Here is a 24,520-nt window from a genome sequence, read left to right as displayed (position 1 = left end):
CGTGTGGCGTACTGCAGGTACGCCGTGGGACCGCGCCCCAGCGTGCGTGACCGGTCGGCAGGGGACAGCGGCCCGGTCACCCCAAGAACGGTCGGCTCCGGGGACGCCCGGAGCCGACCGTATCCGGCCGAAACGGTCTGCGCGGGGCGCAGCCGTCCAGCTCGGTACCGAGGCCGCGTGCGGTGCTGATCGCGCAGGGCCCCGTGGACCGCCTCCCGGTCCACGGGGCCCTTGCTCGTGCCACCCCTCTGCTGCCCGGCCCCCGGCCGGGCGTCAGCCCCGGTGGGGGCGCCGGCGGGCCGTCGCGTACAGCACGCCGCCCGCTGCGAGTGCGACCGCCGCACCGGCGGCCAACGGCAGCGCGACGGTGCCGGTCGATGCCAGGGCGCCGCCGGTGGAACCGGCCGTGGTGGAACCGCCCGTCGCGGCTCCCGAGGTGGTCGAGCCGTCGGACGTGGCGCCGGAGCCGCCGGTCGAGCCGCCGGCGGTGGCCGGGCCGGCCGAGCCGGAGCCGGAGGCCCCGCCCGAGGCGGTGGATCCGGAGCCGCCGATGCCGTTGTCGCTGTTCAGGACCAGCAGCGCGGTGTTGTTGCCCGGCTTCGGGTCGAAGGGCAGCTTCGGGGACTCGGCGAGGCGCGGGGTGCGTACTGTGACCGCGCCGGAGGCTCCCGTCACCACCTTGTCGATCTTCAGCTGGAAGCTCAGGGCGAAGTCGGCGCCGTCCCGTACGGCCATGGATGTGTCGCAGACATAGCGGGGCGCCCCGCTCCGGCTCTCGTGGTACCGGCCGTCGGCCGTCATGCCCCGGCAGGCGGCGGGACTGCCGGTGACCGAGGCGCCCTCGGGGACGGTGAAATCGACCGTGGCGACGGGTTCGCCGTCGCTCGGGTGGCCGACCCAGGCCGGGCCCTTGTTGCGGAAGCCGATGGTGGCCGCGACGGTCTCGCCCGCGGCGCCCCGCGCCCGGGCGCCGTAGGCCACGAAGTCGGCGGAGTTCGCGGTGACGAAGTCGGCCTCCTGCTGGTTGTCCCGGGGATCGAGGTCCACGCCTCGGACGGTGGCGGCCTCCTTCAAGGTGAGCGCGGCGCCCTTGCCCGCGGTGACACTCGCCGCCGGACGCCGCGCGCCCCGCCCCGGTACGTCCTCGTCGATGCGGTAGACGAATGTGTCGTGGAAGGCGCGCTCGGTGGCCCTGAGGGAGAGCGGTACGGCGAGCCGGTAGGCCGCCCCCGCTTCGTACGTGCCGGGGACGGAGCAGCGGGCGGTGGTTCCGGCGGGGAAGCCCCGGCCTGCCTCGCCCTCGCTGTACTCGCAGTTCGCGTAGCGCTCGATGAAGTCCAGGCCTCGCGTGTACATCAGGGTGAGCAGAACGCCGTCGGCCGCCCGTGTGCCGTTGTTGGTGAAGGTGACGGGGACCGGCTGGGTCTCGCCGGGCTTCAGATTCTGCTTCAGCGGGAGCCGCTCCATCACCAGGTCGGGGCCACCGATGACCACCTCGGTGGAGAAGGCGGTGAACGTCGCCCCGTCCGCCCTGCCGGTGGCCCGGATGGTGCCCGAGTCGCCGATGCGGCTGCCCTCGGCGGCAAAGAGGCCGAGCTCGGCGAGCGCGCTCCGGCCGGGCCCGGGACCGTGGCCGCGACAGACGGCCGTGGGACCGGTGACCTCGCAGTCCGCGCCGCCGGTCCCGCCGAAGGCCGCATCGGCGATGCCCGCGATCCCGGTCAGATCGAAGGTCACGGTGAAGTCCCCCTCGAAGGCGCCGGGCTCTGTGTTCCGCGACGGATTGTCGACCGTGATCCCCACCGTCGACTTCCGCGGTGAACCGCTCGCCGGGTAGGGGTGCAGGGCGGTCGCGGCGGGGCCGCCGATCACCAGCTCCGGGCCGGCGGCCTGCGCGGGGGTGCCGAGGGCGAGCGACCCGGCGGCCAGCAGACCGGCGGCGGCGAAACCGCCGGCGGCGCGGCGCAGCGCGGCTCGTGGGGAAATGGTTCTCATCGCGGACTCTCTGAGGTCGGTGGGGGCGGTGCGACCGCTGTGACAGCGACACGAGTTCGACCGCGTGGCCCGGTGAACAGTTGCGCGGCCTCAGGTCACGGATTGAGCACGGAGAGAACGTGAGCGGCGTCACATAAAGGTTCTGTGAGCATCCGGACAACCATTGCGGCGGGCCACGGGTCAACCATGCGGAATCATCGGCCCCGCCCGTGCCCAGGCACGGCAGGGCCGTCCTGACATCCGTACTGCTCACAGCGGTACGCCGGACTTCCGAGGTCATATGAAGCTCCGCCGCGCCATGGCGCTCGCCGCCGCCACGGCGGGCGGCGCGGCCGTAGTGCTCGGCGCGGGCGCGATGTTCATCGTGCGGCGCCGCAGGAACGGTGACACCGGCGTGTAAGGCGTTTGGTCACCGTAAGCACGGAGGGGCTGCACTCGGAGGGGGGTGCAGCCCCTTCTGCTGTCCCGATTCGCTACGGCTGCTACGACTTCTTCTTCGGCGGGACGGTCGGCAGCCCGAGGAACGGCAGTTTCAGCGCACCGAAGGCCTCCTTCGGCACCGCCGGTGCCTGCGGCTCGACCGCGGCCAGCCGTTCGTACGCCTCGCCCTGTTCCGGACGCGGGTCCGCCTCGCCCTTGTTGGGCCAGAAGGACATCGCGCGCTCGGCCTGAGCGGTGATGGTGAGCGACGGGTTGACGCCGAGGTTGGCGGAGACCGCCGAGCCGTCGACCACCGAGATACCGGGGTGTCCGTAGAGCCGGTGGTACGGATCGATCACCCCGTCCTCGGCGCTCGCACCTATGGGGCAGCCGCCGAGGAAGTGTGCCGTGAGCGGGGTGCCCATCAGCTCGCCGACGTTCGAGCCGGCGAAGCCGTTGATCTCGTCGGCGAGCAGTGAGGCGCTGCGCGTCGCCTCCTCGATCTGCGTCGGGTTGGGCGCGCCGTGCCCCTGCCGGGCGGTGAGCAGGCCCTTCCCCATGCCGCCCGGCTTGCGGTACGTCGTCAGGGAGTTGTCCAGCGACTGCATGACGAGCCCGATGATGGTCCGCTCCGACCAGCGGCGGTTGGAGAGCGACCGCACGGCGAGCGTCGGGTGCTTGGCCACGTTGCCGAGCCAGCCCAGCACCCGGCGACTGCCGTACGGCACCTGGAGGATCGACATCGCCCCCATCGCGTTGGAGCCCTTGCCGTAGCGGACCGGCTCGATGTGGGTGTTCTCGTCGGGGTGGATCGAGGAGGTGATCGCGACGCCCTGGGTGAAGTCGGCCTTCGCGGTGCCGTGCTTCTTGCGGTAGCGCCGGTCGCTGGTCTGCGAGCCGACGAGCGCCTCGGAGTTGGTACGGGTCAGCTCGCCGAGCCGGTCCGAGAGCCGGGGCAGCAGTCCCCGGTCCTTCATGGTGTGCAGCAGGGTCTGCGTTCCGTACGTGCCCGCCGCGACGACCACCTTGCGGGCGCGCAGCAGCTTGGGCTCTGCCTTGCGGCGGCCGGTCGGGACGGTGGCGACGTGGTAGCCGCCCTCCGGGTCGTCCGTGATCGCGACGACGGAGGTCATCGGATGGATGACGGCTCCGGCCTTCTCGGCGAGGTGGAGGTAGTTCTCGTTGAGGGTGTTCTTCGCGCCGTGGCGGCAGCCCGTCATGCATTCGCCGCACTCGGTGCAGGCCTTGCGGGCGGGGCCGGCACCCCCGAAGTACGGGTCGGCGACCGTCTCACCGGGCTTGGCCCTCGCCGTACCGTCGGCGTCCTTGCCGTCACCGAAGAAGACGCCGACCGGGGCGAGATGGAAGGTGTCGCCGACGCCCATGGCCTGCGCGGCCGCCTTCAGATGGACGTCGGAGGGGGTCATCGTCGGGTTGAGCCGGACTCCGAGCATCCGTCTGGCCTGGTCGTAGTACGGCTTCAGCTCGTCCTGCCAGTCGGTGATGGACGCCCACTGGCGGTCCTCGAAGAACGGCGCCGGGGGTACGTACAGCGTGTTGGCGTAGTTGAGCGAGCCACCGCCGACGCCCGCACCGGCCAGCACCATCACATTGCCGAGCAGATGCACGCGCTGGATGCCGTAGAGCCCGAGTGCCGGGGCCCACAGGTAGTTCTTGATGTCCCAGGAGTTCTTGGGGAGGGTGCCGGGACTGAAGCGGCGGCCCGCCTCCAGGACGCCGACCCGGTACCCCTTCTCGGTCAGCCGCAGGGCCGACACCGCACCGCCGAAGCCCGAGCCGACGACCAGTACGTCGTAGTCGTACGCCACGTCGTCGCCGGTCTCACCAGCCGGTCCGGCCTGATTCTGGGCAGGGCTGTCCTGGGACATGGCTCTCCTCGGCACGAAAAGGGCAGAAGGTGCTGCGGTGTTACGGGGCAGCACGGGCAAAACGCCCTGCTACGGCGTTCAGCGCAGGCGGAACGCCTTCATCGCCTTCAGGCTGCGGGTCATGAACGCCGCGTACTTCTCGTCGTCCATGCCGAAGGACGGGGCGAGCGGGATCAGTCGCTGCTGGGCGACGGTCTGGGCCTCGGTGTACTTGAGGATGCCCTCGGAGCCGTGCCGCCGGCCGAGACCGGAGTCCTTCATGCCGCCCATCGGGGACTGCACGCTGCCGTACGCGGGGGCGTATCCCTCGTTGATGTTGACCGTGCCGGTCCGCAGCCGGGCGGCGACCTGGTGGCCGCGCTTCGAGTCCTTGGTCCAGACGCTCGAATTCAGACCGTACGGGGTGGCGTTGGCAAGGGCGACGACCTCGTCCTCGTCGGTGAAGCGGTAGATGGAGACGACCGGGCCGAAGGTCTCCTCGTTGCAGACGGCCATCGGCGCCTCGACGCCGTCGAGGATGGTCGGCTCGTAGAAGAGCGGGCCGATGTCGGGGCGGGCGACCCCGCCCGCGACGAGCTTGGCACCCTTCTCGACGGCCTCCGCGACATGCCGGGTGACGGTCTCCAGCTGGCGCTCGCCGACCAGGGAACCCATGTCGGCGCCGTAGGCGAGGGAGTTGCCGAGCCGCATGGCCTTCGTGCGGGCGGCGAACCGCTCCACGAAGTCGTCGGCCACCGACTCGTGGACATACAGCCGCTCGATGGAGATGCAGAGCTGTCCGGCGGAGGAGAAGCAGGCGCGGACGGCGCCGGCGGCGGCCTTCTCCACGTCGGCGTCCTCGAGAACCAGCATGGCGTTCTTGCCACCGAGCTCCAGCGAGACGCCGACGAGCCGGGCCGCCGCACCCTGCGCGACCTCACGGCCGGTGCGGGTGGAACCGGTGAACGAGACGTAGTCGGCGTGCTTGACGACTTCGGGGCCGACGACCGGTCCGTCGCCGAGGACCACCTGGAACACCTCGGCGGGCAGCCCGGCCTCGATCAGCAGGTCCCGGGCCCACAGCGCGGTCAGCGCGGTCTCCGTGTCGGGCTTCATCACGACGGCGTTGCCGGAGACGAACGCGGGCAGCGCGTCGCCGACGGACAGCTCGAACGGGTAGTTCCACGGCGCGATCTGGCCGATGACGCCGCGCGGCTGGCGCAGTTCGGTGACCTTGGTGAGGGTCGGTACGACTCCGGTGTGCCGCTTCGGCTTCAGATACGAGCCGGCCCTGCGCCCGTAGTGGCGGGCCGCGACGGCGACGGCCTGCACCTCCTCGTGGGCGTGCAGCCGGGCCTTGCCGGTCTCCAGCTGGATGAGGTCGAGCACCTCCGCCTGGCGGCCGAGCACGAGGTCGTGGAAGCGGAGCAGGACGGCCGCCCTGGCGCGGACGGAGGTCGCGGCCCAGGCCGGCTGGGCGGCACGGGCCCGCTCGAAGGCCGTCGTCACGTCCTCGGGGGTGGACTCGGGCAGATCCGCCAGCTTCTCCCCGGTGAAGGGGGTGTGGCCGGCCGTACGGCCGGAGCCGACCACACCACGGGTCAGCTGGGCGACCACCTCGGGTGTCACCACATCGGCGGCGGTGCGCGCGCCCGCGGGGGCGGGGGCCACGGGGTTGGTGCCGGCCGGGGCTGCGGAGGTGGACGTGGAGACCTGCGAGTCCGTCATGAGGGCGAGAGTACGTCCAGCCGCACGCTTTGGGTACCCGTGAGTAACGGGTTTTCACAGTCCCCACAAACAAGCCAGTGATCACTGGCAACAAAGCCCCTGATCAGGACCCCTGCGGTCGTCGGCGCGGTCCGGCAGCCTCAGAGCCTGTCGGGTGACCTCCGATCGGATAGCGGACGCGGTCTGGTGCGTGCGATTCCAAGGCGGAGGAGGGAGTCAACGCGAAGGGGGTCCCCCCCCATGCCTTCAGCTATGGGGGAGTCGGTGACTGACGACAACGCGGGAAGCGTGCGTGCCAGGGCGTGGCCGCCCGGTCGGAGGTCACCCGACAGGCTCTCAGTCGGAGCTGCCGGGCGCACGCCATCCGCGCAGCATCGTGTCGAACTGCTCCCGGGTCTTGTCCCAGTCCGAAGCCGGACCCGTCATGTACATCGCGTACTCCGGGCCGCCCGCCTCCCCGTAGTACATCTGGTCGATCGCATGGCGCGGGCCCGGATGGTCCTTGGTCTCGGTCCAGGTGAACTCCCAGAGCGAGCCCTCCCTGTCGCGGTACGTATTGGGGTGCAGGGTCTTGCGCTCGTACCCGGGCAGCCGCTTGGCGAGCTGCTTCTCCAGGTTCAGCATGTGCATGTAGGGGTTCTCGAAGTCGGGCGCCGGGTCGATGCTGATCCGGATGTAATGCACACCGTTGTCCGGGGTGTAGTCGATCTGATTGCGGTCCGCCCGGCGCTCCCAGCCGATGGGGACGGTCAGACTGAAGCCCTCGGGGTCGTCCACCCGGTGCCAGCCGTCGGGTATGCCGTTCCCCGAGGGAACGGGCTTCGGCACGGGCGAAGTGGCGGACTTCTTGGGGGTGACGGGCGCGTGCGTGCTCGTGCCGCCGCTCTCGACGGCGCTGTCCGCACGGTCCCCGTACTTCATCGCGGCGAGCCCCGCGCCGCCTCCGACCAGTGCGGCTGCGGCGATGACCAGCACCGTCGTACGCCACCGGCCCCGGCTGCGCCGGGTCGCCGGTGGCGACAACGGGGCGGTGGAAGCGGCCACGGGGTGGGGCAGCTGATCCGTACCCGCCCCCGACGTGCCGTCCGGGCCCAGCGAACGCAGGACCTCGTCGGGTACGCGCTGCGTCGGTACGTACGCCTGAGCGGCCCGGGGCTCGCGGCCCTCCATGGCGTCCAGCAGCATCCGCTCCGCCTCCGCCGCCGAAGGCCGGTCCTCGGGGTCTTTACGGAGCAGCGCGGTGATCACGGAGGCCAGCGGGCCCGCCCGCCCGGGCGGCGGCGGTTCCTCGGTGACGACGGCCTGCATGGTCGAGATCGGGGACGTACGACGGAACGGCGAACGCCCCTCGACCGCGGTGTAGAGCGTGGCACCGAGGGACCACAGGTCGGACGCGGGGCCCGGATCGCCGCCGCGTACCCGCTCGGGCGCCAGATAGTCGATGGAGCCGACCAGTTCACCGGTCCTGGTGATGGTCGAGTCGCCCTCTATCGCGGCGATCCCGAAGTCGGTGAGCAGCACCCGCCCGTCACTGGCCAGGAGCACGTTGCCCGGCTTCACGTCCCGGTGCAGGACCCCCGCACCGTGTGCGGCGCGCAGGGCGCCCAGCACATGGAGGCCGATCCTGGCGGCCTCGCGCGGCTCGATCTCGCCGGACTCCTTGGCCGCGTCGGCGAGTGACGGGCCGTCGACGTACTGCATGACGATCCAGGGCCGGTCGTCGTACTCGATCACGTCATGGACGGTGACCACGCCCGGGTGTGTGATCCGGGCGGCCGCGCGGGCCTCCTTCTGCGTGCGGGCGTGCAGCACGACCCGGTCGGCCTCGGCGACGTAGAGCCCGGCGGTCAGCTCCTTGACCGCGACCGTGCGGTGCAGCACCTCGTCGTGGGCGCGCCAGACCTTGCCCATGCCGCCGCGCCCGAGGACTTCGCCGAGCCGGTACCTTCCGGCCAGTACCAGTCCCGCTTCCGTGCCCTGTGATCGATCCACGTATCCCCGCCCCGTTCCTTCGGAGGCCAGATTACGGAGGGGATGCAGGCCACGGAACCTCGCATCTCCCAAGAGACCGCACTGTGATGCTTGTCGCTCCGCCACCCTTCGGGTGACGTACCGGGATGCTTCAGGGCGTCATGCGGTAGGAGGCGACGGCTTGTTCGTAGATGTCCGAAACTTTGTCGCGCCGGTTCTCCGGGCCGATGACCTGGAGGATGTGGTAGCGGCCGTCGACAATCATCGCGAGATTACGGGCGTACACCTCGCGGCCGGAGGCGTCCTGCCAGGTGAACTGGCCCTCGGCCATGGCCTGTCGGCCGACATCGATCCGGCGCAGCCCGCTCGATCCCGACCAGCTGGAGTCGCGGAACGGCTGCAACTCCAGCTCCTTGTCGGCCTGGTACGCCAGCGGGTCGTCGCCGTTGGCCTTGACGGTGTCGCGTCCGGGGACGATCAGCAGGCTGAAGCCGTCGCTGCCGTAACGGATCTGACGGTCCGCGTTGGCAGGGCTGCGCTGCCAGCCCTTGAGCACGCCGACCTCGAAACCCTCCGGGTCCTTGCGCAGGGCGTAGCCGGGGGCGAGCGCGACGGCGGAGCGGCTGGTCTGCGGCTGCTGCGCGCCGGACGGCTGCGAGGGCGACTGCCCGCCGGTCTCACCGGCGCCGGGCTCCGGCGAACCGGACGTCGACGACGCCGCGCCCGAGGAGCGGGTGCCGGAGCCGCTGTCCGCCTTGGGCATGAACATCACGGCGTACGCGATGGCCGCGACCAGGGCCAGCAGGACCAGCATCAGAAGCAGCCGCCCGAGCCGTCGCGGCGCCCGCCCCTCGCCCGGCCGGGGGCGGGGCGGCGGGGTGCGCAGCTCCTTGGGGCCCTTGGGCTCGCGTGGCGCCCTGGGTGCCTTTTCCGCCCGGGGTCTGTCGTGGCGGTCGGACTTCTCCTTCGTGTGGCGGTGGCGGCCGTGGGCCGCGCCCTGCCCCAGGCGGCCTCGGCGCCTGCGGACCAGCTCGCCCCGACGGCGTACAACGGGAAGCCGGGCACTGTCGACGGACGGCAGTGGCACGACGTCCAGACCGGCCTCGGGCTCGGGCGCCGACCGCACAAGGGAGCGCAACCAGCCTCGCAGCTCCTCGAAGTCCGGCCGCTCGGTGGGGTCCTGGCGAAGCAGCGACTCGACGACGGGGCGCAGCGGACCGCACTCCTCGGCGAATGCGGGCGGCTCCCCGCACACCATCTGGACGAGCTCGGCCGCGTTCTCCTCGGGGTACGGGGCGTGGCCCTGGACGGCGCGGTAGAGCAGCGCGCCCAGCGCCCAGAGGTCGGTGGCGGGGCCGATCGGCGGCGCCAGCTGCCAGTTCTCGTGGACGGGTCCGGCCTGCTCGGGCGCCCAGCGCTCGGTGACCGCGCCGACGACGGCGATCCGTGCCTGCCGGGCGCGCTCGGCGGCGAGGGTGGTGGCGGGACCGCGGTAGGCGGGGCCCGTACGGTCGCCGGCGACGATCTCGTCCCAGCGGCCCGGCTGTTGCTGCGGCTCGGGCCGGTGCGCGGGCAGCGCCGGGGAGTTGCCGTGGCGGCGGGCATCGGCGCGCAGGGCGTCCTCGCCCGAGCCGCCGGCGGGGACGGGGCGCCCGGATCCTGGGCCGTCGCTCCAGGTACCGGTGAGATGCAGCCGCCGGCCGGGCGGCGACTGGCCGTCGCCTCCGTGACCGTCGTCGTCCTCGTCGTCGTACGGGTCGTCTTCGTACGGGTCCTCGGCGGGCTGGTTCCAGGGGCCGGTCGGCTGCGGGTGGCCGTGGTCCGGGCCGGGCGGCCCCGCGCCTTCCGGCCGCGCGGCGCGCTGCACCGGGAGACTGCCGGTGTCCTCCGGCTCGCCCGCCCCGGCCCGGCGCCGGTCCTCGCCGACGCGGGCGGCGGCGCGGGCGCCCGCACGGTAGGCGGCGATGGCTCCGGCTCGCTCGGCCCGCAACTGCGCGGCGTCGGCCACTGCGGGAGCGGGCGCCGGGAGGACGGGATTCACCGGCCGCCGTACGGCCTCCAGCTCGCCCGGCACACCGTCATGGGGGTCATCGGCGTACCGGTCGTCGGGGTGCGGATCGTCGGCGGACGGATCGTCGGCGGACGGATCGTCATCGCCGTACGGATCGCCGGTCGCCCGGCTCGTCTCGATCGCCGCCGGGCTGCGCGCAGCCGGCACCTCGGCCGGAGCGACGGGCGTGGGCGGCGGCGCGTACGGCCCGGTCGGGCCCGTCTCGTACGCCGGGCGGCCGCCGTACCCCTCGCCGTACCCGCCGTCGTCCTCGTCGTCGGGCTGAGGTGTCGGTACGTACCCGCAGAGCGCCTCCTCCGCCGCTCCGGCCGCCAGACCGGTCAGCACGACGCGGCCGTCGTCGCAGACCAGCACCGTGCGGACGGTGATGTTGCGGTGGGTCCAGCCATGGGCGTGCAGCACCCGCAGCGCCGTCAGCACGTCGGAGCCGATCTCGGCGGCCCGGAAGGGATTGAGCGGGCGCTCCGCCAGCAGGGCCGCGAGCGGGCGGGCCATGACGAGTTCACTCACGATCCAGAGCGAGCCGGCCTCGGCGAACACGTCGAAGACCTGGTCGAGCCTGGGGTGGTCGGGGACCTGGGCCGCCGCCTGCGCCGCCTCGATGGCGCGCCGGACCGCCGGGTCCGTGGGCCGCCGCACGGCGCGCCCGGTGACCCGCCGGGCCGCCGGGACCGGACCGTCGCCGTCGAGCACCTCGGCGTCCACCACTTCGGGCAACGGCACCTGCCGGAGCAGGACTTCCTGCCCGCTGTAGGTGTCGAACGCCCGGGTCTCGACCAGTTCGTACTCATCGGACGGGGGGAGCGGAAGGCGATAGCGGTCGGCAAGTACCCGACCCGCATAGTCATCCACGACGCCTCCCCAGAGCGCGCTGTCCCCCCGGCCGCGAAGACCGCACGAATCCATCAATTGCGGTCACTTACCGTGCAATTGACGCGCCGTTCCGGCTGCGTACGGTCTTCAGGTTCTCACGATACGTGGCAAGTGGCGGCCGCGCGTCAGGGTCGGCACATCCCGGCCCTTTTCGCCCCGTGGATCAGTCGGTGGGCTCGAACGTGTCGAACGCGGTCTCGCGCAGCGTCCGGCACTCCTTGCTGTCCCACTCGCTCACCTTGCAGCTGATCATGATCGCGTAGCCGTGGGTGGCATCGACCTTGAAGCCCCGGTTCAGCACATGGATGCGCTCACCCTGCTGGGTGCGCTCGAACTCCCAGTCGGCGACGGTCGGGTAGCCGTTGTACTGGACCTTCTTCACACCGAGGTGGTGGTAGCCGTTGCTGCTGGCCGCGACGCCGCCCTTCGCGGCGTTCCAGGCTGCGGCGGCGTCGCCGCCGGGCGAATCGGTGTAGTCGACCTGGACGCGAGGGAAGGCGCCCTTGTCGACGTTGTAGATGCCGCCGGAGTTGCTGCCGGCCGTGTTGGTGAGCCGGAAGCCCTCGGGCATCGCCATCGCGAAGTGGAACTGCTTGTTCTTGATGGCTCCGTATCCCGCGGGCAGCGCGTCGGCGCCGTCCGGGGCGTCGCCCTTCGAACCGTCCGACCCCTTGTCCGAGTTGTCGTCCTTACCCTTGCCCTGATCCTTGCCCTGGCCCTGGTTGCCGCCCTGGTCCTGGGCGTTGTCGCCGCCACCGCCGCTGTCGGTGTCCGCGGAGCCGCCGGTCGTCGAGGGCCCGGCCGAGGTGGACTTGTCGTCCTTGCCGTTGCCGCCGCTCGCGTCGTCCTTGCCGCCTCCGTCCAGCGTGAGGGCGAGGACCGTACCGATCACGGCGAGCACGATCACGGCCGCGACGATCGCCAGGGTGCGGCGCGGCACCACGTCCGTGATGGACGCACGGGGCGGGGTGGTCGGCGACGCGGCAGGACGCTGCGACGGTACGGCGGCGGAGGCCGCGGCCGGCTTCGCCGGAGCCGAAGGCTGGGCAGGCTTCGAGGAACCAGTCGAGGGAGCGGTCGACGGAGGCGCCGAGGGAGGGGGCGGCGCGGTGGTCGATGCTGCGGCCGCACTCACCGCCGCAATGGGTGTCGCCTTCGCGTTCCGCACGGAGCGCAGTGCGCCTCGCAGCCGGTCCCGGGCGCCCTCGCCCGACTCCCCGGGCTTCGACGCCGCCTTGCTGCCCGGTTCGGCGGCCTGGCCGGGCAGCGCCATGATCTGGGTGGCGTCGGCGGGCGGGGGCACCACCGGGTCCGGCTTCTCGGGAGCGTGGATCACGTCGTTGAGCAAGGCGCGCGCACCGGCGTCGTCGAGCCGCTGATCGGGGTCCCTGGCGAGCAGGCCGTAGATGACCTCCTCCAGCGGACCGGCGTTCTTCGGCGGGTCGAGCGGCTCGGTCATCACCGCGGTCAGGGTGGCGATGGCCGACCCCTTGTCGTACGGCGGGGAGCCCTCGACGCTGGCGTACAGCAGCCCGCCGAGCGACCACAGGTCGGCGGGCGGTCCCGGCTTGTGCCCGCGGGCGCGCTCCGGGGAGATGTACGACGGGGCGCCGACGAGCATGCCCGTCGAGGTGACCGACGGGTCGCCCTCGACCTGCGCGATGCCGAAGTCCGTCAGCACGACCCGGCCGTCCTCGGCGATCAGCACGTTGGACGGCTTCACATCACGGTGCAGGATGCCCTCGCGGTGCGCCGATCGCAGCACGTCGAGGATGGCGAGCCCGACCTCGGCGGCGCGCTTCGGTGTCAGGACCCCGTCCTCGCGGATGGCCTCGGCGAGGGACTTGCCCTCGATGAGTTCCATCACGATCCACGGCCGGTCGTCCTCGTCGACCACGTCGTAGACCGTCACCGCGCCGTTGTTGCGGATCCTGGCGATCGCCTTCGCCTCACGCAGCGTGCGCGTGATGAGCCGGCGCTTCTCGTCCTCGTCGATGGCCGAAGGGAACCGCAACTCCTTGACCGCGACCGTGCGGCCCAGCGTCTCGTCGACGGCACGCCAGACCGTGCCCATACCGCCCCGGCCGAGCACCTCCCCGAGCCGGTACCGCCCCGCAAGAAGACGTCCGTCCTTGTCCCGTTGGGGCTCCCGTGCCTGCTCCGCCTCCGACATGCGTCCCCTCTGCGATCAACCCGCCCTGGCAGAGCGTTCATTGTCCCTCACCCCGGGACCGGCCATGGTGCCGGGTCCACAGGCCCGTCATGATGTGGCCCGAGGAAGGGATTCCCTGCCATGCCGAAACTCAGGGCGCTGCTCGCCGCCCCGTTGTTGCTGGCGCTGCTCGGTCTGGGAACAGCAACCCTGTCCAGCGAACCACACCTCACGCCCGCAGCGGCCTATCTTCCCCGGCTCGTCGCCCGCGGCGGCGCTCCCACGGCGGCACTGCTGGCCCATCGCGCCTCTTCCGCACCGTACGACACCTACCGCTCGACGGGCCCGGGTATCCGCAGCACGGACCGGTTCCGGGCCGGCAGCATCACCAAGACCTTCGTCGCGACGGTCGTACTCCAACTCGCCCGGGAGAGAAGGCTGCAGCTTTCGGACACCGTCGGCCAACTGCTGCCGGGCCTGATCCGGGGCAACGGCAACGACGGCCGCCGCATCACCCTGCGCGCCCTGCTCAGCCACACCAGTGGCCTCTACAACTACACCGCCGACACCTCCGCCCACCCCGTCTCCGCCACCGCCGCGGTCCGTGTCGCCATGGCCCACCGTCCGACGAATGCCCCCGGCGGCTACACCTACTCCAACACCAATTACGTCGTTCTCGGACTCGTCGTTCAGCGCGTCACCGGACACGACTACGCCACCGAGATCCGCCACCGCATCATCACCCCCCTCCGTCTCACCGGTACCTCCCTGCCAGGCGCCCGCACCTCCCTGCCCGCCCCGCACGGCCGCGGCTATGCCCGCGACCCGGCCGACGGCAGCCTGCGCGATGCCACCGCGCTCGACCCGCGCACGGCAGGTGCGGCCGGGGAGCTGATCTCCACGCTCACCGATCTGAACCGCTTCTACGCGGCACTGCTGGGCGGGCGCCTCCTCCCGCCCGCCCAGCTGGCGACCCTGCTGAACACCGATGCCACGCACGGCGTCTACGGCCTGGGCATCTATCCGCAGAAACTCTCCTGCGGCACCACCGTCTGGGGCCACAACGGCCACATAGCGGGCAGTTACGTCCGTACCGCCGCCACGCGCGACGGCCGGCACACCCTGACGTACCGCATCGACACGGACACCCTGACCGCTGCGACGACACTCGAACCGGCGCTCCTCGACGCGGAGTTCTGCGGCCGCGCACCCCACACCTGACGCGGCGCTAGAGCGGCACGATGTCCGGCGCCCCGAGCCGCGCGGCGTCCGCCGTGAGATCGTCCGGCTGCCGCTGCGACTCCCGCTCCGCCTGAACCCGCTTCTCGTAGTGCTCGACCTCCCGGTCGATCTGCCCCTCGTCCCAGCCCAGCACCGGCGCCATCAGCTCCGCACAGATCCGGGCGCTGAGCGTGCCCCGGTCGAAGGTCTCGATGGAGATCCGGGTCCGGCGGGTCAGTACGTCGTCGAGGTGGCGGGCCCCCTCGTGCGAGGCGGCGTAGACGATCTCGGCCTTCAGATAGTCGTCCGCCGACGGCAGCGGCTCACCCAGCGCCGGATCGTCGGCGATCAGATCGAGGAGCTCCTCCGTCAGGGAGCCGTAGCGGTTGAGCAGATGCTCCACCCGGGCGACATGGAGCCCCGTACGGGCCGCGATTCTCGCCCGGGCGTTCCACAGCGCGCGGTATCCCTCCGCCCCCAGGAGCGGAACGTCCTCGGTGACGCACTCCGCCACTCGCTGGTCGAGGCCGTGCACCGCTTCGTCCACGGCGTCCTTCGCCATCACCCGGTACGTCGTGTACTTGCCGCCCGCCACGACCACGAGGCCCGGCAGCGGGTGCGCCACCGTGTGCTCGCGCGAGAGCTTGCTGGTCGCATCCGACTCGCCGGCCAGCAGCGGCCGCAGCCCCGCGTAGACGCCTTGGACGTCGTCCCTGGTCAGGGGCGTGGCCAGGACCGAGTTGACGTGTTCGAGCAGATAGTCGATATCGGCACTGGACGCCGCCGGGTGCGCCTTGTCCAGGTCCCAGTCCGTGTCCGTCGTCCCGACGATCCAGTGCCGTCCCCACGGGATGACGAAGAGGACGGACTTCTCGGTCCGCAGGATCAGGCCGGTCGACGAATGGATGCGGTCCTTCGGGACGACCAGGTGGATGCCCTTGGACGCCCGGACGTGGAACAGCCCGCGCTCCCCGATCAGCGCCTGGGTGTCATCCGTCCAGACCCCGGTCGCGTTGACCACCTGTTTGGCCCTGACCTCGTACTCCCCGCCCGCCTCGACGTCCTCCACGCGGGCGCCGACGACCCGCTCGCCCTCCCGGAGGAAGCCGATCACCCGTGCCCGGTTCGCCACGTGGGCGCCATATCCGGCGGCGGTGCGCACCAGCGTCGCCACATAGCGGGCATCGTCCATCTGCGCGTCGTAGTACTGCAACGCCCCGACCAGGGCGTCCTTCTTCAGCGCCGGGGCGACCTGCAGGGCGCGGCGGCGGGAGAGATGCCGGTGGACGGGCAGGCCTCGGCCGTGCCCCGACGACACCGACATCGCGTCGTAGAGCGCCACGCCGGAACCGGCGTAGAGCCGCTCCCAGCCCTTGTGCTGCAGCGGATAGAGGAACGGCACGGGCTTCACCAGGTGCGGGGCCAGCCGCCCCAGGAGCAGCCCGCGCTCCTTCAGCGCCTCCCGGACGAGCGCGAAGTCGAGCATCTCCAGATACCGCAGCCCGCCGTGGATCAGCTTGCTCGACCTGCTCGATGTGCCCGAGGCCCAGTCGCGCGCCTCGACGAGGCCGGTCGAGAGTCCCCTTGTCGCCGCGTCCAGCGTCGTACCGGCGCCGACCACGCCCGCCCCCACGACCAGCACGTCCAGTTCGCGCTCGGCCATCGCGGCAAGCGCCTGGGCGCGCTCCGCAGGTCCCAGTGTCGCTGTCCTCACTGCTGCCTCCCGGGTAGATCGGGGTGGTCCGACACGCGGTGCGACCCGACCGAGCGGTCGGGCGACCCGTGCCCACCTCTCGATTCTGTCCGTCGTGCACGACTTCGGCCACCGCCTGTGGACAACACCAGGTCGACTGGAACCTCACAATGCGACATATAGGTCATATTTACGCCTAGTCTGACATTGCGCTGTCCCCAGCGGTTGCGCTTTCTGCTCTCATGGTCTTGGACCGACCGGCAAACGGAGGGTGGCGCCCTCCATCTGCCGGTCGGTCCAAGGGAAGGACGGCCCATCCACATGCCCGCAGACCTCGCAGTCATCGGACTCGGCCACCTCGGCCTGCCCCTCGCCCAAGCTGCCGCCGCCGCCGGTGTCCAGACCGTCGGCTACGACACCGACCCACGCGCCTACGCGGAACTCTCCGCGGGCCGCACCCCTGTCGAGGGATCGCTCACCGCCTCGGACGTGCGCCGGATGCTCTCGGGGGGTTTCCGGCCCACCACGGACCCGGCCGAACTGGGCCGGGTCCGTACCGCGGTGATCTGCGCGCCCACCCCGCTCGGCGCCGACCGCACCCTCGACCTCACCGCCGTCGGCGACGCGGCCCGCGCGCTCGCCGCCCGGCTGCGCCCGCACACCACCGTCCTGCTGGAATCGGCCGTGCAGCCCGGCACCACCGAGAGCTATGTACTGCCCCTCCTCGAAGAGGGCTCGGGGCTGCGCGCCGGACGCGACTTCCACCTCGCCTACTCCCCCAGCCGCCTCGACCCCGGCAACAGGACCCACGTCTACGCCAACACCCCCAAGGTCATCGGCGGCCTCACCCCCGCCTGCACCGAATCCGCCGCCGCCTTCTACGGCCGGCTCACCGACAAGGTCGTACGGGCCCGCGGACCGCGCGAGGCCGAGATGACGAAGGTCCTGGAGACCAACTTCCGGCACGTCAACATCGCCCTGGTCAACGAGATGGCGGTGCTCTGCCACGATCTCGGCGTCGACCTCTGGGACGTCATCAGATGCGCCGAGACCAAGCCCTTCGGCTTCCAGCCGTTCCGTCCGGGCCCCGGCGTCGGCGGCCACGGCGCCCCCGTCGACCCGGGCTACCTCCCGTACAACAGCCGTACCCCGGGCCACCCCTTGCGGATGGTCTCGCTCGCCCAGGAGATCAACGACCGGATGCCGCAGTACGTGATCCAGCGCTGCGCCACCCTCCTGAACGAGCACGGCAAGTCCGTGCGCGGCGCCCGGGTGCTGCTCCTCGGCGTCACCTACAAGCCGGACCTCGCCGACCAGGAGGCCTCCCCCGCCCGGGAGATCGCGACCCGGCTGATGGACATGGGCGCCCAGATCGGCTACCACGACCCGCATGTCCTGGACTGGCGGGTACGTGAACTCCCGGTCCCGCGCGCCGACTCGCTCTACGAGGCGGCATCGAGCGCCGACCTCACGGTGCTGCTCCAGCACCACCGTACGTACGACCTCCAGGGCCTCGCGGTGAAGGCCCAGCTCCTCCTGGACACCCGGGGCGCGACCCCGGCGGGGGCCGCACACCGGTTGTGAGAAAGGGATTCCCAAGGGATTTCGGTGACGAGTCCCCCCAAGGATTTCGGTGGGCGATGTCGTAGGCGGCTGCTAGCCTGCGGCGTCACTTCTCGCACAGTCGTGCGCTTCCGTCCCAGGGGGATCCCACCATGAGCCAGCCCGTGCCACCGGCGAACCAGCCGAACGACGCCCAGCCCGTCGGCGGCAACCCGTACGCGGGCCAGCAGCCCGGCCAGCCCGCCGCCCCGACCGGCAACCCGTTCGCGGGCCAGCAGCCCGGCGCGTACGGCCAGCCCGGTCAGCCCGGCGTCCCGTTCGCCGGCGCGCCGTTCGCCCCGCCGGCACCGGCCCGCAGCAACCTGGGCCTCGGCCTGCTGACGGCGGTGGTCACAGCACTCGTCGCGGCCTTCCTGTACGGGGTCATTGCCGGCGCGATCGAGCGCGAGGTCGGCTACATCGCCGTCGGCGTCGGTTTCCTCGTCGGCTTCGCGGCGAGCAAGGTCGGCGGACAGAACCCGGTGATTGCCGTCGTCAGCGCCGTTCTGTCGGTGGGCGCCGTCTACCTCGGCCAGCTCGTGGGCATCGCGATCATCTTGTCCGACCTGGTTCACCAGTCAGCGTCCAGCTTCTTCATCGACCACTTCGACGTCCTGACGAAGGCGTGGAGCGAGGGAGCCGGCTTCAAGATGTACCTCTTCCTGCTGCTCGGTGCCGCAGCGGCGTTCGGTGGCGCCAAGAAGGCCGCGTAACGCCTGCCCGGACACGTAGAAGGGGGCCCGGACCGCACCTGCGGTCCGGGCCCCCTTCCGTGCTGCCGGGAGCGATCAGCGGCGGTGCTGCGAGTCCGCCACCGTCACCTCGACGCGCTGGAACTCCTTGAGGTCGCTGTACCCCGTCGTCGCCATCGCCCGGCGCAGCGCACCGAAGATGTTCATCGAGCCGTCGGGGGTGTGCGAAGGACCGGTGAGGACCTCCTCGGTCGTGCCGACGGAGCCCAGGTCCACCAGCTTGCCGCGCGGCACGTCCTCGTGGACGGCCTCCATGCCCCAGTGGCGGCCGCGGCCCGGCGCGTCCGTCGCGCGGGCCAGCGGGGAGCCCATCATCACGGCGTCCGCACCGCAGGCGATGGCCTTCGGCAGGTCGCCGGACCAGCCGACGCCGCCGTCCGCGATCACGTGCACGTACCGGCCGCCGGACTCGTCCATGTAGTCGCGCCGGGCCCCGGCCACATCGGCGACCGCGGTCGCCATCGGGACCTGGATACCGAAGACGTTGCGCGTGGTGTGCGCGGCGCCGCCGCCGAAGCCGACGAGGACACCGGCCGCACCGGTACGCATCAGGTGCAGGGCGGCGGTGTACGTGGCGCAGCCGCCGACGATCACCGGGACGTCCAGCTCGTAGATGAACTGCTTGAGGTTGAGCGGCTCGGCCGCACCCGAGACGTGCTCGGCGGAGACCGTCGTACCGCGGATGACGAAGATGTCCACACCCGCGTCGACGACGGCCTTGGAGAACTGCGCGGTGCGCTGCGGGGAGAGGGCGGCGGCGGTGACGACACCGGAGTCGCGCACCTCCTTGATGCGCTGCCCGATCAGCTCCTCCTGGATCGGAGCGGAGTAGATCTCCTGGAGGCGGCGGGTCGCGGACTCCACGGGCATCTCGGCGATCTCGTCGAGCAGCGGCTGCGGGTCGGCGTGCCGGGTCCACAGGCCCTCGAGGTTGAGGACGCCGAGGCCGCCCAGCTCACCGATGCGGATCGCGGTCTGCGGGGAGACCACGGAGTCCATGGGCGCCGCCAGGAACGGCAGCTCGAAACGGTAGGCGTCGATCTGCCAGGCGATCGAGACCTCCTTCGGGTCGCGGGTACGACGGCTCGGAACGACGGCGATGTCGTCGAATGCGTACGCCCGGCGGCCGCGCTTGCCGCGCCCGATCTCGATCTCAGTCACGATGGTGTGGCCTTTCCCTCTACGTCTGCGTTGTCCAGTATCCCCGACACACGGCTGAGGGGCGGTCCCGGGAACCCCGGGCCGCCCCTCAGCTGCGCTGTTGCGTTACTTCCTGCTGTAGTTCGGCGCCTCGACCGTCATCTGGATGTCGTGCGGGTGGCTCTCCTTGAGACCCGCCGAGGTGATCCGGACGAACCGGCCGTTGGCCTGGAGCTCCGGGACGGTGCGTCCGCCGACGTAGAACATCGACTGGCGCAGACCGCCGGTGAGCTGGTGGACGACCGCGGAGAGCGGGCCGCGGTAGGGGACCTGGCCCTCGATGCCCTCGGGGACCAGCTTCTCGTCGGAGGCGACGCCCTCCTGGAAGTAGCGGTCCTTGGAGAACGACTTGCGGTCGCCACGGGTCTGCATCGCGGCGAGGGAACCCATGCCGCGGTAGGACTTGAACTGCTTGCCGTTGATGAAGAGCAGCTCGCCCGGAGACTCCTCGCAGCCCGCGAGGAGCGAGCCGAGCATCACGGTGTCCGCACCGGCCACCAGGGCCTTGGCGATGTCGCCGGAGTACTGCAGGCCGCCGTCACCGATGACCGGGACACCGGCCTCCTTGGCGGCGAGCGATGCCTCGTAGATCGCGGTGACCTGCGGGACGCCGATGCCGGCGACGACGCGGGTGGTGCAGATGGAGCCGGGGCCCACGCCGACCTTGATGCCGTCGACGCCCGCGTCGATCAGCGCCTGGGCGCCGTCACGGGTGGCGATGTTGCCGCCGATGACGTCGACCGAGGAGTTCGACTTGATCTTGGCGACCATGTCGCCGACCAGCCGGGAGTGACCGTGGGCGGTGTCGACGACGATGAAGTCGACGCCCGCCTCGATGAGCGCCTGGGCCCGCTCGTAGGCGTCGCCCGCGACACCGACGGCGGCGCCGACCAGCAGCCGGCCTTCCTTGTCCTTGGCGGCGTTCGGGTACTGCTCGGCCTTGACGAAGTCCTTGACGGTGATGAGGCCCTTGAGGACCCCCGCGTCGTCGACCAGCGGAAGCTTCTCGATCTTGTGGCGGCGCAGCAGCTCCATGGCGTCCACGCCGGAGATGCCGACCTTGCCGGTGACCAGCGGCATCGGCGTCATGACCTCGCGCACCTGGCGCGTGCGGTCCGACTCGAAGGCCATGTCACGGTTGGTGACGATGCCGAGCAGCTTGCCCGCGCCGTCGGTGACCGGGACACCGCTGATACGGAACTTGGCACACAGCTCGTCGGCGTCGCGCAGCGTCGCGTCCGGGTGCACCGTGATCGGGTCGGTGACCATGCCGGACTCGGAGCGCTTCACCAGGTCGACCTGGTTGGCCTGGTCGGCGATGGAGAGGTTGCGGTGCAGCACACCCGCGCCACCCTGCCGGGCCATGGCGATCGCCATGCGGGCCTCGGTGACCTTGTCCATCGCGGCGGAGAGCAGCGGGATGTTCACCCGCACGTTCTTGGAGATGTACGAGGAGGTGTCGATCTGGTCGGGCGTCATGTCGGACGCGCCGGGCAGCAGCAGCACGTCGTCGTATGTCAGCCCGAGCGTCGCGAATTTCTCGGGCACTCCGTCGACGTTTGCAGTCATGACACCTTCCCCAAATGGCCTTGATCGGTGCGGATGTCCATGCTAACGGCCTCCGGGGGTGTCTCATTCCACGAGCAAGATCACCTAGAGGTTCTGTAGCTTCGTACAGAACCAGGACAGGGCCCGGCTCACTGCTCCGCGAGGGCCCTCAGCCTGCTGAGCGCCCGGTGCTGGGCGACCCGGACCGCACCCGGAGACATGCCCAGCATCTGCCCGGTCTCCTCGGCGGTCAGGCCGACCGCCACCCGCAGAACGAGCAGCTCACGCTGGTTGTCCGGGAGGTTGGCAAGAAGCTTCTTGGCCCAGGCCGCATCGCTGCTGAGCAGCGCGCGCTCCTCGGGCCCGAGCGAATCGTCCGGCCGCTCGGGCATCTCGTCGGAGGGCACGGCCGTCGATCCCGGGTGCCGCATGGCGGCCCGCTGGAGATCGGCGACCTTGTGGCCCGCGATGGCGAAGACGAAGGCTTCGAAGGGTCTGCCGGTGTCCTTGTAGCGCGGCAGAGCCATCAGCACCGCGACACAGACCTCCTGCGCCAGGTCCTCCACGAAGTGGCGAGCATCACCGGGCAGCCGGTTCAGCCGGGACCTGCAGTAGCGCAGCGCCAAGGGGTGGACATAGGCCAGCAGATCATGAGTGGCCTGCGCGTCGCCCTCGACAGCACGGTGCACCAGTGCACCGATCACCGTCGTCTCGTCGTCGCGCATCGGACCATGGTGCCCCGGAGCCGCGTCATCCGTGCCGCCGCGTCCGTAGTTGTGCACCGAAGCGTTATGAGCGGGTGCGCCGGAAGTCATGTCCTGCGCCCTCCCCTTCCGCTCGACCGAATCGTTCCCGAGGAACTCCACATCTCAAGGATGCGGCATCGGCCGGGAAGCGTCACATACCGCCGGCGCGGCGGGCTCCACCAGCGGGGCGGAGCCCACCCCGCGCACGTCGGTCACATCGCCCCGTCCGCCGGTGTGCGGACGGGGAATCGATCGACTTCCGGCCATGGCCGGTCCTCAGCGGACCAGGCCCCAGCGGAAGCCGAGCGCCACGGCATGCGCCCGGTCCGAGGCGCCGAGCTTCTTGAACAGACGCCTGGCGTGCGTCTTCACCGTGTCCTCGGAGAGGAACAGCTCACGGCCGATCTCGGCGTTCGAGCGGCCGTGACTCATGCCTTCGAGCACCTGGATCTCACGCGCGGTGAGCGTCGGCGCCGCACCCATCTCGGCCGACCGCAGCCGGCGGGGGGCGAGCCGCCACGTCGGATCGGCCAGCGCCTGAGTGACGGTGGCCCGCAACTCCGCGCGGGAGGCGTCCTTGTGCAGATAGCCGCGGGCACCGGCGGCGACCGCGAGCGCGACACCGTCCAGGTCCTCGGCGACGGTCAGCATGATGATCCTGGCGCCGGGGTCGGCGGAGAGCAGCCGCCGGACCGTCTCCACACCCCCCAGACCGGGCATGCGTACGTCCATCAGAATCAGATCCGAACGGTCGGCGCCCCAGCGGCGGAGGACTTCCTCGCCGTTGGCCGCCGTCGTCACACGCTCGACGCCGGGCACGGTCGCGACCGCGCGACGGAGCGCTTCTCGGGCAAGCGGGGAGTCGTCGCAGACGAGGACGGATGTCATGACCGTCCTCCGCAGCTGATGCGCGTCACCTTGAGCCTCCAGGCTGTTACAAGTCGTCACCTGAGCGGTTGACGCTCTCGGACATCTGCCCGATCGCTTTTTCTGTCAACCGCCTCCGCCCTCTCAACGATGGTCACTCGAAAGAGTTACGGGTCGGACGGCCGGGTTCGGCACTCTACGTGAGGACCCGTGCACAGAGGAGAGCGGCACGAATCATCCAACCGTCAACCGAAACTTCACGTCAAAATATGCCCTATTTGGCGGGTTTTCTTCCCTTTTACTGGTGTCTGTGGCTAGATTCGCAATCAGTCATATTTACATCTACTTACACCGTAGATGTAAATGTCATGGGCACGGTCAACAACGGACGACAACGACGATTCCGACTCAGCATGGTTTCGAGGGGACAAGCAATGGCAGATTTCTCCCGGCTTCCCGGACCCAACGCCGATCTGTGGGACTGGCAGCTGTTGGCGGCCTGCCGCGGGGTCGACAGCTCGCTGTTCTTCCACCCGGAGGGTGAACGCGGGGCGGCACGGAGCGCCCGCGAGAACTCGGCGAAAGAGGTCTGTATGCGATGCCCGGTACGTGCCGAGTGCGCAGCACACGCTCTGGCGGTGCGAGAGCCCTACGGAGTGTGGGGCGGGCTGACCGAGGACGAACGCGAGGAGCTCATGGGACGGGCCCGCAACCGGCTGATCGCGGCAGCGGCGCCGTCGGGCCTTCCGTCCCCGTCGGGGCACGGCTGATCCCACCCCGTCCGGCACAACAAATACAAAAACGTTTCCGCATTTCACCCGGCCACCGAGGGGGGCCGGGCTACAGGCAGGCCCAGCTCAGCGGGCGGCCGCCAGGGTCAGCCGGTCGAGGGTGGCCGCAACCGCCGGCACCTGGGCCAGGTCGGGCAGGGTCAGGGCGACGATCTCGCGCTCGATGGCCGGCTCCACCGTCACCGTGCGGGCCCCCTTGGGACGTACCGACTCGATCGCCAGCTCCGGCAGTACGGCCACCCCCAGACCGGCGCCGACCAGGCCGATCACTGCCGGGTAGTCGTCGGTGGCGAAGTCGATCCGGGGCGTGAAGCCGGACTCCTCGCAGACCTCCACCAGCTGACGGCGGCAGCGCGGGCAGCCCGCGATCCACGACTCGTCGGCCAGCTCGGCGATGCCGACGGCAGCCGAACCGGCCAGCCGGTGCCCCTCGGGGACCAGGCCGATCAGCCGGTCGGTGAGCAGCGGGCGTACGACCAGGTCGTCCCACTCCGCGCCGGAGGCGCCGTAACGGAACGCCAGCGCGATGTCGCAGTCACCCTCGCGCAGCATCTCGACCGAACGCGGCGGCTCGGCCTCGACCAGGGAGACCCGGGTGCCGGGATGGGCCGCGCGCAGCGCCGCGAGGGCGCCGGGGACCAGCGTGGAGCTGCCGCTGGGGAACGAGACGAGCCGGACCCGGCCGGCCCGCAGCCCGGCGATCGCGGCGACCTCCTCCTCGGCGGCGATGAGCCCGGCGAGGATTCCGGAGGCGTGCCGGACGAGGGCCTCGCCCGCCTGGGTGAGCCGCATCTCGCGTCCCGTACGGATCAGCAGGGTGGTCCCCGCAGAGGCTTCCAGGGCCTTCATCTGCTGGCTGACCGCCGGCTGGGTGCAGCCCAGTTCGCGGGCGGCGGCGGAGAACGAACCGGTGGCGGCCACGGCGCGCAGGACACGGAGATGACGGGCTTCGATCACACTTCAACCATAAGCGACTCTTGGATTGCATGCGAGTTATTGACATGCATCTTTGGGGGCGGAGT

General features: G+C 71.1%; 17 protein-coding genes. 5 read left to right on the top strand and 12 right to left on the bottom strand.

Going from position 1 to position 24,520, the window contains the following annotated elements:
- Positions 1 to 273: 273 nt before the first annotated feature.
- Positions 274 to 1,995, bottom strand: coding sequence for a peptidase (locus ACIPEK_RS18875; protein WP_401997187.1), 1,722 nt, complete (start codon positions 1,993 to 1,995; stop codon positions 274 to 276).
- A 280-nt stretch (positions 1,996 to 2,275) separates the two neighbouring features.
- On the opposite strand from ACIPEK_RS18875, the gene ACIPEK_RS18870 reads away from it, so the two are divergent.
- Positions 2,276 to 2,395, top strand: coding sequence for an LPXTG cell wall anchor domain-containing protein (locus tag ACIPEK_RS18870; protein WP_401997185.1), 120 nt, complete (start codon positions 2,276 to 2,278; stop codon positions 2,393 to 2,395).
- Positions 2,396 to 2,477: 82 nt separating this feature from the next.
- On the opposite strand, the gene ACIPEK_RS18865 is transcribed toward ACIPEK_RS18870, so the two are convergent.
- From ACIPEK_RS18865 to ACIPEK_RS18845, 5 genes are all read right to left on the bottom strand, one after another.
- Positions 2,478 to 4,304 (bottom strand): GMC oxidoreductase, encoded by a 1,827-nt coding sequence (locus ACIPEK_RS18865; RefSeq protein WP_401997182.1) that lies wholly within the window; start codon positions 4,302 to 4,304, stop codon positions 2,478 to 2,480.
- 78 nt (positions 4,305 to 4,382) lie between these two features.
- Positions 4,383 to 6,011, bottom strand: coding sequence for a succinic semialdehyde dehydrogenase (locus ACIPEK_RS18860; RefSeq protein WP_401997179.1), 1,629 nt, complete (start codon positions 6,009 to 6,011; stop codon positions 4,383 to 4,385).
- Between the two features lie 336 nt (positions 6,012 to 6,347).
- Entirely contained in the window at positions 6,348 to 8,003 is a 1,656-nt protein-coding gene (locus ACIPEK_RS18855) for a serine/threonine-protein kinase (RefSeq protein ID WP_401997176.1), read from the bottom strand.
- Positions 8,004 to 8,133: 130 nt separating this feature from the next.
- Complete coding sequence (locus ACIPEK_RS18850; protein WP_401997173.1) at positions 8,134 to 10,905, bottom strand: protein kinase; 2,772 nt, start codon at positions 10,903 to 10,905, stop codon at positions 8,134 to 8,136.
- Between the two features lie 184 nt (positions 10,906 to 11,089).
- The gene (locus tag ACIPEK_RS18845; RefSeq protein ID WP_401997170.1) at positions 11,090 to 13,099 is read right to left on the bottom strand and encodes a serine/threonine-protein kinase; all 2,010 of its coding nucleotides are present in this window, start codon (positions 13,097 to 13,099) and stop codon (positions 11,090 to 11,092) included.
- A gap of 120 nt (positions 13,100 to 13,219) precedes the next feature.
- On the opposite strand from ACIPEK_RS18845, the gene ACIPEK_RS18840 reads away from it, so the two are divergent.
- The gene (locus ACIPEK_RS18840) at positions 13,220 to 14,299 is read left to right on the top strand and encodes a serine hydrolase domain-containing protein (RefSeq protein WP_401997167.1); all 1,080 of its coding nucleotides are present in this window, start codon (positions 13,220 to 13,222) and stop codon (positions 14,297 to 14,299) included.
- Positions 14,300 to 14,306: 7 nt separating this feature from the next.
- Here the strand turns inward: ACIPEK_RS18840 and ACIPEK_RS18835 are convergent, their stop codons facing one another.
- Positions 14,307 to 16,013 carry a glycerol-3-phosphate dehydrogenase/oxidase gene (locus tag ACIPEK_RS18835; RefSeq protein ID WP_383075911.1) on the bottom strand — a complete coding sequence of 569 codons (1,707 nt, stop codon included), beginning with the start codon at positions 16,011 to 16,013 and terminating at the stop codon, positions 14,307 to 14,309.
- Positions 16,014 to 16,313: 300 nt separating this feature from the next.
- On the opposite strand from ACIPEK_RS18835, the gene ACIPEK_RS18830 reads away from it, so the two are divergent.
- Positions 16,314 to 17,576 (top strand): nucleotide sugar dehydrogenase, encoded by a 1,263-nt coding sequence (locus ACIPEK_RS18830; RefSeq protein WP_383973959.1) that lies wholly within the window; start codon positions 16,314 to 16,316, stop codon positions 17,574 to 17,576.
- 131 nt (positions 17,577 to 17,707) lie between these two features.
- The gene (locus ACIPEK_RS18825) at positions 17,708 to 18,307 is read left to right on the top strand and encodes a hypothetical protein (RefSeq protein WP_401997162.1); all 600 of its coding nucleotides are present in this window, start codon (positions 17,708 to 17,710) and stop codon (positions 18,305 to 18,307) included.
- A gap of 75 nt (positions 18,308 to 18,382) precedes the next feature.
- Here the strand turns inward: ACIPEK_RS18825 and ACIPEK_RS18820 are convergent, their stop codons facing one another.
- The 4 genes from ACIPEK_RS18820 to ACIPEK_RS18805 all read right to left on the bottom strand — a co-directional run bounded on the left by ACIPEK_RS18820 (position 18,383) and on the right by ACIPEK_RS18805 (position 22,728).
- Positions 18,383 to 19,507, bottom strand: coding sequence for a GuaB3 family IMP dehydrogenase-related protein (locus tag ACIPEK_RS18820; protein ID WP_072486665.1), 1,125 nt, complete (start codon positions 19,505 to 19,507; stop codon positions 18,383 to 18,385).
- 105 nt (positions 19,508 to 19,612) lie between these two features.
- The gene (gene guaB, locus ACIPEK_RS18815; RefSeq protein WP_401997160.1) at positions 19,613 to 21,115 is read right to left on the bottom strand and encodes an IMP dehydrogenase; all 1,503 of its coding nucleotides are present in this window, start codon (positions 21,113 to 21,115) and stop codon (positions 19,613 to 19,615) included.
- Between the two features lie 128 nt (positions 21,116 to 21,243).
- Positions 21,244 to 21,819 carry a sigma-70 family RNA polymerase sigma factor gene (locus ACIPEK_RS18810; RefSeq protein ID WP_401997346.1) on the bottom strand — a complete coding sequence of 192 codons (576 nt, stop codon included), beginning with the start codon at positions 21,817 to 21,819 and terminating at the stop codon, positions 21,244 to 21,246.
- 297 nt (positions 21,820 to 22,116) lie between these two features.
- Positions 22,117 to 22,728: a response regulator transcription factor gene (locus ACIPEK_RS18805; protein WP_003948568.1), complete on the bottom strand. Its 612-nt coding sequence runs from the start codon at positions 22,726 to 22,728 to the stop codon at positions 22,117 to 22,119.
- A 413-nt stretch (positions 22,729 to 23,141) separates the two neighbouring features.
- Between ACIPEK_RS18805 and ACIPEK_RS18800 the strand changes: the two genes are divergently transcribed.
- Positions 23,142 to 23,477, top strand: coding sequence for a WhiB family transcriptional regulator (locus ACIPEK_RS18800; protein WP_093893461.1), 336 nt, complete (start codon positions 23,142 to 23,144; stop codon positions 23,475 to 23,477).
- An 87-nt stretch (positions 23,478 to 23,564) separates the two neighbouring features.
- On the opposite strand, the gene ACIPEK_RS18795 is transcribed toward ACIPEK_RS18800, so the two are convergent.
- On the bottom strand, positions 23,565 to 24,455 hold the full coding sequence (locus ACIPEK_RS18795) for a LysR family transcriptional regulator (RefSeq protein ID WP_401997156.1): 891 nt from the start codon (positions 24,453 to 24,455) through the stop codon (positions 23,565 to 23,567).
- Between the last annotated feature and the right edge of the window lie 65 nt (positions 24,456 to 24,520).

Source organism: Streptomyces sp. NPDC088246 (genome assembly GCF_044741025.1).
Classification (GTDB): Bacteria; Actinomycetota; Actinomycetes; order Streptomycetales; family Streptomycetaceae; genus Streptomyces.
Note: the sequence above shows the minus strand (reverse complement) of the source record. Positions and strands in the feature narration are given on the sequence as shown.